Here is an 11,278-nt window from a genome sequence, read left to right as displayed (position 1 = left end):
AAGTTTACTGGCTAATTACACAGAAAGTTTGCTCTGCGTTGAGCCGCGGTGTCAGACACTGACGGTTTATTGGGTAAGGTAAGGGGTTTACATGCGGATATACGCACGCTGGCTGGCAACGCTGCTGATGAGTCTGGTGGCTTTCACAGCACTGGCGCAGACAGAAACGGGCTGGCAGCCGATTAATGAAGTCATTCGCAAGAGTGAACACGATCCTCGTCAGTATCAGGCCATCCGGCTCGACAACGGAATGACGGTATTACTGGTTTCCGATCCGGTGGCACCTAAGTCGCTGGCGGCGCTGACCTTACCGATTGGCTCTCTGGACGATCCCGATCAGCAGCTTGGTCTGGCGCACTATCTGGAGCATATGGTGCTGATGGGCTCTGCCCATTACCCGCAGCCGGACAATCTGGCTGAGTTCCTGAAAAAGCACGGTGGCAGCCACAATGCCAGCACCGCCTCTTACCGCACCGCCTTCTATCTGGAAGTGGAAAATGCTTCGCTGGAGCCAGCAGTGGATCGCCTGGCCGATGCAGTTGCCGCGCCGCTGCTGGACCCGGTGAACGCTGATCGGGAACGCCATGCGGTCAATGCTGAACTGACGATGGCGCGCTCGCGCGACGGTTTACGTATGGCGCAGGTTGGGGCGGAAACCCTTAACCCGGCTCATCCTGCTTCGCGCTTTTCCGGCGGTAACCTCGACACGCTGAAAGATAAGCCCGACAGTAAACTGCATCAGGCGCTGCAGGACTTTTACCACTCGCACTACTCCGCCAATCTGATGAAGGCGGTCATTTACAGCAATAAAACGCTGCCCGAGATGGCATCGATTGCCGCGAAAACCTTTGGTCGGGTCGCTAACCACAACGCCACTGTGCCGGCGATTACCGTGCCGGTGGTGACCGCGGAACAGCAGGGCATCCTGATCCACTATGTTCCGGCTCAGCCGCGCAAACAGCTTAAAATTGAGTTTCGTATTGGCAATAACAGCGATCGTTTTCGCAGCAAAACGGACACCCTGATCAGCTACCTGATCAGCAATCGCAGTAAAAATACCCTGACCGACTGGCTGCAAAAGCAGGGACTGGCCGATGGCGTCAATGCCGGTGCAGACCCGATGACCGATCGTAACGGCGGCGTTTTTGCCATTACCGCCTCGCTGACCGACAAAGGTCTGGCGCAACGTGACGAAGTGGTTGCAGCTATTTTTAGCTATATCAATCTGTTGCGTGAGCAGGCGGATGATAAGCGCTATTTCGATGAGGTCTCGCGCGTCCTGGCGCTCGATTTCCGCTATCCCTCCATCACCCGGGATATGGACTACATCGAATGGCTGGCCGACACCATGCTGCGGGTACCGGTTGAACACACGCTGGATGCGCCCTATCTGGCGGATCAGTACGATGCTGCGGCGATCAAAGCACGGCTCGATGAGATGACGCCGCAGCAGGCGCGTATCTGGTATATCAGTCCGCAGGAACCTCACAATAAACAGGCTTACTTTGTGGATGCGCCGTATCAGGTTGAAAAAATAGCGCCACAGATGTTTGCTGACTGGCAACAACGCGCCAGCCAGATTGCGCTGTCGATGCCGACGCTGAACCCCTATATTCCGGATGACTTCACCCTGCTGCCAGCGGACGGGAAACAGTATCCGCATCCGGTCAGGCTGGAAAATGATGCCGGGATGCGCATTTACTGGATGCCCAGTCAGTTTTACGCCAGTGAGCCAAAGGCTGCGATCACGCTGGCGCTGCGCAACAAACATGCCATCAGCGACGCGCGCCAGCAGGTCCTGTTTGGCCTGAATGACTATCTCTCCAGTCTGGCGCTGGATGAGCTTAATTCGCAGGCGTCGGTGGGCGGCATCAGTTTCTCCACCGGCGAGAATGAGGGACTGGTATTCAGCGCCAGCGGCTTTACCCAGCGCCTGCCCACTCTGCTGAAGAAGCTGGTGGAAGGGTATGCCACTTTCCAGCCCACGCCACAGCAACTGGAGCAGGCCAAATCCTGGTATCTGGAACGGCTTGACGCGGCAGAGAAAGGAAAAGCCTTTGAACAGGCGATTCAGCCGATGCAGCTGCTGTCACAATTGCCCTATACCCAGCGCGAGACGCGTCGCAAGCTGGTGAGCACGATCACACTTAACGACGTCACGGCTTATCGCGATCAACTGTTCCGCGCGGCAACGCCGGAAATGATGGTGGTAGGCAACCTCAGCGCCGATAGCGTGATTCAGCTGGGTCGCGAACTGAAACAGCAGATGCAGAGTAACGGGATCGACGCCTGGCGCAGCAAATATGTGACCTTCGAAAAACCGCTGAAAGCGAACCTGCAGCAGAAGGGCAGCAGTACCGATTCTGCCCTGGCGGCGCTCTATATTCCGCTGGGCTATGGCGAATATCAGAGCATGGCGAACAGCTCGATGCTGAGCCAGATTGTGCAGCCGTGGTTCTACAACCAGTTACGTACTGAAGAGCAACTCGGCTATGCGGTATTTGCCTTCCAGATGCCGGTGGGACGCCAGTGGGGAATTGGCTTCCTGCTGCAGAGCAACAGCAAACAACCCGCCTTGCTGCTGCAGCGTTATCAGGCCTTCTATCCGCAGGCGGAAAAACGCTTACGCAACATGAGCCAGGCCGACTTTGCTCAATACCAGCAGGCGATGATCAACGATCTGCAACAGCGGCCTCAGACCCTCGACGAGGAAGCGGATCGCTACAGTCGCGACTTTGACCGTCAGAACGACGCATTTAATACGCGCCAGAAAGTGATCGCACAGATTAAACAACTGACGCCCGCCAGCCTGGCCGATTTCTTCCAGCAGGCGGTGATAGATCACACGGGTATGGTGATGACCTCGCAGATTGCGGGCAACAGTGATGAAAAAGTAGCCTTTGCCGCGTTGCCAGGCTGGAAAACCTGGAGCGAAGTGGCACAGTTGCAGCAGTCGCTGCCGGTAAAGAGTGAGACCCAATGACGCAGTTACCGCCTGAATCGCTGAACCCTTTAACACTGCCGCTCAGAGGCGAGCGGCTGATTGAGGCCTCAGCGGGCACCGGAAAAACCTTTACCATTGGCTTACTCTATCTGCGCCTGCTGCTGGGCCTTGGCGGTGAGAACGCCTACAGCCGGCCTCTGTCGGTTGAAGAAATTTTAGTCGTAACCTTTACCGAGGCCGCCACCGCTGAACTGCGCGGGCGTATCCGGGAGAATATCCATCAGCTGCGGCTGGCCTGCATCCGCGGTAAAAGCAGCGATTCGATGCACCAGTTGCTGCTTGATCAGATACCCGACTTAACGCACGCCGCCGCGCAGCTGCTGGCGGCAGAGCGACAGATGGATGAAGCCGCCATCTTTACCATCCACGGCTTCTGCCAGCGGATGCTCAACCTCAATGCGTTTGAATCCGGCATGCTGTTTGAGCAGGAGCTGATTGAGGATGAACAGGCGTTGCTGAAGCAATCCACCGCTGATTTCTGGCGTCGTCAGTGCTATCCGCTGTCGCTTGACGTGGCGCGAGTGATTGCCGCGGAATGGAGCGGACCGGACAGTCTGCTGACCACGCTGCGCCCCTGGCTCCAGGGCGAATCGCCCAGCCTGAAACGTCCGCCAGCCGCCGATGAAACGCTGGCGTCACGTCACGCCCGTAATCTGGCACGCATCACCTCAATCAAGCAGCAGTGGCAGTCGCTCAGTGCTGATGTTGAAGGCATCATCGGCGCTTCCGGCGTCGATAAGCGCAGCTACAGCAGCAAGAATCTGCCGATCTGGGTTGCGAAAGTGACACAGTGGGCCAACAGCGAAACGCTGGATTACCAGTTGCCGAAAGAGCTGGAGCGATTTGGTCAGCAGCAGCTGGAGGAGAAAACCAAAAAAGGCGAAGCGCCACGCCATCCGGTGTTTGAGGCGATCGATCAGTTTCTGGCGGAGCCTTTATCGCTGCGGGATGTGATCATTGCCCAGGCGCTGACCGACGTGCGCGCCACTGTTCAGCGTGAGAAACGGCTGCGGGCGCTGTTAGGCTTTGATGACCTGCTGAGTAAGCTCGATGAGGCGTTGCAGCAGCCCGGCGGTATCCTGCTGGCTGAGACCATTCGGGCGCGCTTTCCGGTCGCCCTGATCGATGAATTTCAGGATACCGATCCGCAGCAATATCGCATTTTCCGCACGCTCTATATCAACCAGCCGGAACAGGCGCTGCTGTTAATCGGTGACCCTAAGCAGGCAATTTATGCGTTTCGCGGCGCGGACATTTTTACCTATCTGCGGGCGCGAAACGAAGTTAGTGCTCACTACACGCTCGATACTAACTGGCGCTCATCGCCGGAAATGGTCGATAGCGTAAATCGCCTGTTTTCACAGCTGGAATCGCCGTTTCTGTTCTCCGCCATTCCGTTCCTGCAGGTGAAACCGGCCGCGCCGAATCAGGCGCTGAAACTGATCTATGACGATCGGCCACAACCGGCGCTGCGCTTCTGGTTACAGCCGGGTGCAGGCGTCGGCAGCAGTGATTATCAGCAGTTTATGGCGCGTCAGTGTGCGGCGGATATCAGCCGCTGGCTGGTGGCCGGGCAGCAGGGTCGGGCATTGCTGGGAAAAGGCGAGGCACTGCAACCGGTGCGTGCGTCTGACATCACGGTGCTGGTCCGCAGCCGCAACGAAGCGGGATTGATCCGCGATGCGCTCAATGCATTGTCGATTCCTTCCGTCTATCTCTCCAGTCGCGACAGCGTCTACACCACGCCTGAAGCGCGAGAGTTGCTGTGGCTGCTGCAGGCGATTCAGGCACCAGAACAGGAACGCCTGGTGCGCAGCGCGCTGGCGACCTCGATCTTCGCTATTGATGCCGCCACGCTGGATGCGCTGACCCAGAATGAGCGCGAGTGGGATGCGCTGGTCGAGCAGTTTGCCCTCTGGCAGCAGCTCTGGCACCAGCGTGGCGTGTTACCGATGCTGCGTGACGTGATGATCAAGCGTCAGCTGGCTGAAAATATGCTCGCCTCCGAAAACGGTGAGCGCCGTCTGACCGACCTGATGCATCTGGGCGAACTGTTGCAGGAAGCCTCAGTGCAGCTCGACAGTCCGCATGCGCTGGTGCGTTTTCTGGCTCAGCAGATTGCCCGGCCCAATAGTCAGTCGGCCAGCCAGCAGCTGCGGCTGGAAAGCGATCGTCACCTGGTGCAAATCGTCACCATCCATAAATCGAAAGGGCTGCAATACCCGCTGGTCTGGCTGCCGTTTGCCGCTGGCTACCGTGAGGCGGCCAGTGCGCTTTATCACGATCGTGAAAGTTTTGCTGCCTTACTGGATGTGCAGGGCGATGCTCGGAGCATGGCGCTGGCCGAAGAGGAGCGCCTGGCCGAAGATTTACGTCTGCTCTATGTGGCCCTGACCCGTTCGGTTTATCACTGCAGCGTCGGTATTGCCCCGTTGATAAAGGGAACGCGTAAAAAAGAGGGCGAAAGCGATCTGCATAAAAGTGCGCTGGGTTATCTGGTGCAGCGGGGCGAAGCGGCAGATGCGGAGCAGCTCAGCCAGCGTCTGGCGGCGTTAAGCGGTAACGGGATTGAGGTTATCGCAGATGATTTGCGGCCAGGCGAAACATGGCAGGATCGGCCAGCCGGCGATCAGGCATTAAGCAGCCGTGAAGTCACGCGTGCGCTGGCAGATGCCTGGCGGGTCACCAGTTATTCAGGACTGCAACAGCACCACAGCTCGGCGCTGCTGGATGCGCTGCCCAATTTTGATATCGATGCGGCAGGTGAAGAGGAGGGCAGTGAAGACGCGGCGCTCACGCCCCACCATTTCCCGCGCGGTGCCGCACCCGGCACCTTTTTACACGGTTTGTTTGAATCGATCGATTTTGCCGAACCGCCGGATGAAATCTGGCTGGAAGATCAGTTACAGCACCACGGCTATCCGCTGAGCTGGTTACCGGTCATCCAGCAGTGGATCGAACGGGTCCTGCATACGCCGCTTAACGCTGACGGCCTGACGCTGTCGGCAATAAAAAGCAGTGACCGGCTGATCGAGATGGAGTTTTATCTGCCGATTAATCATCTGCTGACCGCGGCCGATCTCGACGATCTGTTGCGCCGTCACGATCCGCTGTCACGACAGGCGGCAGCGCTCGATTTCCGCCAGGTGCGGGGCATGCTGAAAGGTTTTATCGATCTGGTGTTCCGCTGGCAGGGAAAATATTATCTGCTCGACTATAAGTCGAACTGGCTGGGGGAGAGCCACGCGGCATATACGCCCGAGGCGATGGCGCAGGCGATGATCGACCACCGCTACGACCTGCAGTATCAGTTATATACCCTGGCGCTGCATCGCTATCTTCAGCACCGCCTGCAGGATTATGATTATCAGCGCCACTTCGGCGGGGTGTTTTATCTGTTTTTACGCGGGATGGATGGCAGTTCGCCGGATAACGGTATTTTTGCCACCCGTCCCGGCGAAGCCTTTATTGAAGAGATTGATGCGTTGTTTGGTCATACCACGGAGTTGTCATGAGTGAAATGCTGAGCCTGCTGCTTCAGGCGGTTGAGAAGCGTCTCCTGCGGCCGTTAGATATTCAGTTTGCCCGCCTGCTGGCGGAAGAATCACAACCGGCACTGCTGCTCGCGGCGGCCTGCGTTAGTGCGGAAGCGGGGGAAGGTCACGTCTGCCTGCCGCTGGATAACCTCAGCGAAGCGGGTCTGTTTGCGGGCCGTCAGCCCGCGCTGGCGCAGGCACTGTGGCAGGCTGCCGGTGCGCCGGATGACTGGTTATCACTGCTGGCCGACTGGGCAGCCGTCAGTGACGGCAGCCTGATTACCCCGCTGGTGCTCAGTAATCGCCGTCTCTATCTGCATCGCCTGTGGCACAGCGAGGGCCGGGTCGCGAGCTTCTTTGCCCTGCAGGAGGTGAAGTCGGCATTTGACGCCCAGGCGGCAAGTGAAGTGCTGAATACGCTGTTCGGCACGCGTCCGGATGACTGGCAGAAAATTGCCGCCGCGGTGGCGCTGACCCGCAAGACCGCGGTGATTTCCGGCGGACCCGGAACCGGTAAAACCACCACGGTGGCGAAATTACTCGCCGCGCTGATCCGGCTGAACCCTGGCAACTTACGGATTCAGTTAGCCGCTCCGACCGGCAAAGCCGCGGCGCGCCTTACCGAGTCGCTGGGTAACGCGCTGCAGAATTTAGCCGTTAGCGAGGAAGAGCGCCGACGCTTCCCGACGGAAGCGACCACACTGCATCGGCTGCTGGGCGCGCAGCCAGATACCCAGCGTCTGCGCTATCACGCCGGTAATCCCCTGCATCTCGATGTGCTGGTGGTTGATGAAGCCTCAATGGTCGATCTGTCGATGATGGCGAAGCTGATCGCCGCACTGCCGGCCCATGCGCGGGTGGTTTTTCTTGGCGATCGTGACCAGCTGGCGTCGGTTGAGGCGGGTGCCGTGCTGGGCGATATCTGTCGCTGTACCGAGAGCGGCTATAGCCTGGCGCGTGCGGAACAGCTCGCGTTGCTGACCGGATGTGCGCTGCAGGGCAGTGACGATCGGCTGGCACCCGCGGTACGTGACAGTATCTGTCTGCTGCAAAAAAGTTACCGTTTTGACGCCAAATCAGGCATTGGTCAGCTGGCTCAGGCCATTAACCTGGGGGATGCGCAGCAGGTGAAAGCGGTTTTCGCCGCAGGCTTTCAGGATCTCTGCTATCAGCCGTTAACCAGTGGCGAGGCTTATCAGGCGATGCTGGATGAGGTGGCACAGGGCTATCAGCCTTATCTGCAGCTGATCAGGCAGCAGGCGTCACCTGCCGAAGTGCTGACGGCCTTTGGTCGCTATCAGCTGCTGTGTGCGTTACGTGACGGGCCCTTTGGCGTGCAGGGGCTAAACCAGCGTATTGAACAGCGGCTGATGCAGCTGCAGCGTATTCGTCGTCCCGCTATCGGCGGGCGCTGGTACCTGGGCCGGCCGGTTATGATTACCCGTAACGACAGTGCGCTGGGGCTGTTCAACGGCGATATCGGCATTACGCTGCGCGACGAAGAGGGCAACCTGAAGGTCTTTTTCCCGTTGCCGGATGGCAGCATCAAAGCGATTCAGCCGAGCCGCCTGCCATCGCATGAAACCGCCTGGGTGATGACGGTACATAAATCACAGGGATCGGAGTTTGATCATACCGCGCTGGTAATGCCAACGCAGTTCCTGCCGGTACTGACCCGTGAGCTGGTCTACACCGCGATAACGCGCGCCCGTAAACAGCTGACGCTCTACAGCGATCCGGGCGTATTCCAGCGGGCCGTGCAGCTGCAAACCCAGCGGCGTAGTGGTCTGGTAGAGCGACTGGGCGAGGCAGGATAATCCCCCGTCAGCGCGGGCCGGCGGCATCAGTCGCCCGGCCCGTTCAGCCCTTACAGCGTATGGCGGGTCAGATCGGCCATCAGGACCTTGGAGCGGCGCTGATAGTTATACATCTCTTTTTTACTCTCAGGCAGCGACTCAATATCGACCGGCGTAAAGCCGCGCTCCTGGAACCAGTGGATGCTGCGGGTGGTTAACACAAACAGCTTCTGCAGCCCCATCTGACGCGCCTGTAACGCCACACGCTGCAGCAACATTTCGCCGCGCGATGAGCTGCGATAGTCAGGATGAACCGCCACGCAGGCCATTTCACCGATCTTCTCATCCATAAAGGGATAGAGCGCGGCACAGGCTATCGTCAGGTTGTCGCGCTGGATGATAGTGAATTTATCAATCTCCATCTCCAGTTGTTCGCGTGAGCGACGCACCAGAATCCCCTGTTGCTCCAGCGGCCGGATCAGTTCGAGAATGCCGCCGATATCATTGATATTGGCGCGCCGGATCTGCTCGGCAGACTCCATCACGATCTGCGTGCCGATACCGTCACGAGAGAAGAGCTCCTGCAACAGCGCGCCATCTTCCTGATAGCTGATTAAATGGCTGCGCCGTACGCCACTGCGGCAGGCTTTGACCGCGCCGCGCAGGAAACGAACGGTGCCGGAGAGGTAATCGCCATCGCTTTCCATCTCGTCAATACGCGCCTGGGCATCATTCGGGAACAGCTCGGAGATAATGTTGCCTTCGCTATCCAGTGCGCCCTGTTCTGAGCAGAAGCCGATCATTTTTTCCGCTTTAAGTTTAATCGCCAGTTGGGTCGCCACCTCTTCCGAGGTCAGGTTAAAACTCTCACCGGTCACTGACACCGCCACCGGACCGAGCAGCACAATCGCGTCGTTATCCAGCTGACGATGAATAGCCTCTTCATCGATACGACGAATACGCCCGCTGTGACAATAATCGACGCCATCATCCACACCCAGCGGCTGCGCAATGATGAAGTTGCCGCTGACTACATTGATATGCGCGCCCTGCAGCGGCGTATTGTTGAGGCTCATGGAGAGACGGGCAGTAATATCTAACTGCAGACGACCGGCCGCCTGCTTCACGAGTTCCAGCGATTGCGCATCGGTAACGCGGGTAAACTTGTGATAAACCGGCTCAAGCTGATGTTCCGCCAGGCTGGCATCAATTTGCGGACGGGCGCCATAGACCACCACCAGGCGGATGCCGAGGCTGTGCAGCAGACCAATATCGTTGACGATGCCTGAGAAGTTCTCATGCTCAATCGCTTCGCCGCCCAGCATGATGACAAAGGTCTTGTCCCGGTGGGCATTGATATAGGGAACGGTATGGCGAAAACCCTGAACCAGTTCAGTACTACGTTCCTTCACGGCCAGTCCTCAGTGAATGATTATTCGAATTTTTTGTATTTTTATGCTTTTAGCCGCGATTTTGCAAGCGTTAATCCTGACGAAAATTTACGTTTTTTCGGGTGCCAAAGCCGCTAACAGCCTGCATTATTTAGGATTTCCGGGGTGACATCACCTTGCGGATTGGATAAAGTTTTCGCCGCCATTTTATTAACTGGCGCTTTTTTAGACATTACACAGCAGCTGGAGCGGCATGTCGGATTTTAATTCCCCCTTTTCACGCAGACGATTTTTACAAGGAAGCGGTGCCTTACTGCTGTTAAGCGTTAGCCGGGTCGGTTTGGCGGCGAAAAGCCATATCGTCGCGGTGCGTATCTGGCCGTCATCGACCTACTCGCGTATGACGCTGGAGTCGAATGTGGCGCTGAAGTACAGGCAGTTTGCGCTGAGCAATCCGGAACGGCTGGTGATTGATATTGAAGGGCTGCATCTCAATCCGGTACTGAAAGGGGTCGACAAGCAGGTGAGGGTGGATGATCCCTTTATCAAAAATGCGCGCGTCGGCCAGTTCGACAGCAACACGGTGCGGGTGGTGCTGGAGCTAAAGCGCAGTGTCGCACCCAAAATTTTTAATCTGTCGCCGGTGGCAGGCATTAATCACCGGCTGGTGGTGGATCTCTATCCCAGCCAGAATCAGGTGGAGGACGATCCCCTGCTGGCGCTGCTGAAGGATTATAATCAGGGCGATCTGGAAAAAAATGAAACGGTGCAGGCACCGTTGCCGGGCAAAGCCGGACGCGATCGTCCAATCATTATCATGATCGATCCCGGCCATGGCGGTGAAGATCCCGGTGCACACGGCAAACATAAAACCCGCGAGAAAGATATTGTGCTGAAGATTGGCCGGCGGCTGAAAGCGTTGATCGATAAAGAAGCCAATATGAAAGCCTACATGACGCGCAACGAGGATGTGTTTATTCCGCTGCGCGTCAGAGTCGCCAAAGCCCGCAAGCAGCGCGCCGATCTGTTCGTTTCGATTCATGCTGATGCGTTTACCAGCCGGGCGGCGCGCGGCTCTTCGGTGTTTGCTCTCTCAACCAGCGGCGCCACCTCGGCCGCAGCCCGCTTCCTTGCCCAGACCCAGAATGAATCTGACCTGATTGGCGGCGTCAGCAAGAGCGGCGATCGCTATCTCGACCACACCATGTTCGATATGGTGCAGCGGCAAACCATCCACGACAGCCTGAAGTTTGGCAAAGAGGTGCTGCACCGCATGGGGCGCATCAACCATCTGCACAAACGAACGGTGGATCAGGCCGGATTTGCGGTGTTGAAAGCGCCTGATATCCCGTCAATCCTGGTGGAGACGGCTTTTATCAGTAATGTCGAAGAGGAACGTAAGTTGCGCACCACGCGCTATCAGCAGCAGGTAGCGGAGGCGATTCTGCACGGCATCAAAGCGTATGTGGAGAGTGGGGCGGCACTGGCGCATCGGTAAATGGCAGCGGGTAGCCTGCGCTATCCGTTGAGCTCCGATGACGAAGAGGATGT

At 57.6% G+C, this 11,278-nt stretch carries 5 protein-coding genes; 4 read left to right on the top strand and 1 reads right to left on the bottom strand.

Features of this window, described 5'->3' with window-relative positions; genetic code table 11:
- The first annotated feature begins 91 nt into the window (after positions 1–91).
- The 3 genes from ptrA to recD are packed head-to-tail and all read left to right on the top strand — an operon-like array spanning position 92 to position 8,357.
- Positions 92–2,983 (top strand): pitrilysin, encoded by a 2,892-nt coding sequence (gene ptrA, locus WFK59_RS16100; protein WP_336756413.1) that lies wholly within the window; start codon positions 92–94, stop codon positions 2,981–2,983.
- Positions 2,980–6,519 (top strand): exodeoxyribonuclease V subunit beta, encoded by a 3,540-nt coding sequence (recB, locus tag WFK59_RS16095; RefSeq protein WP_336756412.1) that lies wholly within the window; start codon positions 2,980–2,982, stop codon positions 6,517–6,519. Before ptrA ends, recB begins: the two co-directional genes overlap by 4 nt.
- Positions 6,516–8,357: an exodeoxyribonuclease V subunit alpha gene (gene recD, locus WFK59_RS16090; RefSeq protein WP_336756411.1), complete on the top strand. Its 1,842-nt coding sequence runs from the start codon at positions 6,516–6,518 to the stop codon at positions 8,355–8,357. Before recB ends, recD begins: the two co-directional genes overlap by 4 nt.
- A gap of 50 nt (positions 8,358–8,407) precedes the next feature.
- On the opposite strand, the gene argA is transcribed toward recD, so the two are convergent.
- Entirely contained in the window at positions 8,408–9,748 is a 1,341-nt protein-coding gene (gene argA / locus WFK59_RS16085; RefSeq protein ID WP_336756409.1) for an amino-acid N-acetyltransferase, read from the bottom strand.
- 232 nt (positions 9,749–9,980) lie between these two features.
- Between argA and amiC the strand changes: the two genes are divergently transcribed.
- The gene (amiC, locus tag WFK59_RS16080) at positions 9,981–11,225 is read left to right on the top strand and encodes an N-acetylmuramoyl-L-alanine amidase AmiC (RefSeq protein ID WP_233987250.1); all 1,245 of its coding nucleotides are present in this window, start codon (positions 9,981–9,983) and stop codon (positions 11,223–11,225) included.
- The last annotated feature ends 53 nt before the right edge of the window (positions 11,226–11,278 follow it).

The organism is Pantoea sp. USHLN298 (genome assembly GCF_037149395.1).
Classification (GTDB): Bacteria; Pseudomonadota; Gammaproteobacteria; order Enterobacterales; family Enterobacteriaceae; genus Pantoea; species Pantoea astica.
Note: the sequence above shows the minus strand (reverse complement) of the source record. Positions and strands in the feature narration are given on the sequence as shown.

What these genes read in the sequence shown, in the direction of transcription:
- ptrA (WP_336756413.1), top strand. Translation starts at nt 92, where the DNA reads ATGCGGATATACGCACGCTGGCTGGCAACGCTGCTGATGAGTCTGGTG.
- recB (WP_336756412.1), top strand. Translation starts at nt 2,980, where the DNA reads ATGACGCAGTTACCGCCTGAATCGCTGAACCCTTTAACACTGCCGCTC.
- recD (WP_336756411.1), top strand. Translation starts at nt 6,516, where the DNA reads ATGAGTGAAATGCTGAGCCTGCTGCTTCAGGCGGTTGAGAAGCGTCTC.
- amiC (WP_233987250.1), top strand. Translation starts at nt 9,981, where the DNA reads ATGTCGGATTTTAATTCCCCCTTTTCACGCAGACGATTTTTACAAGGA.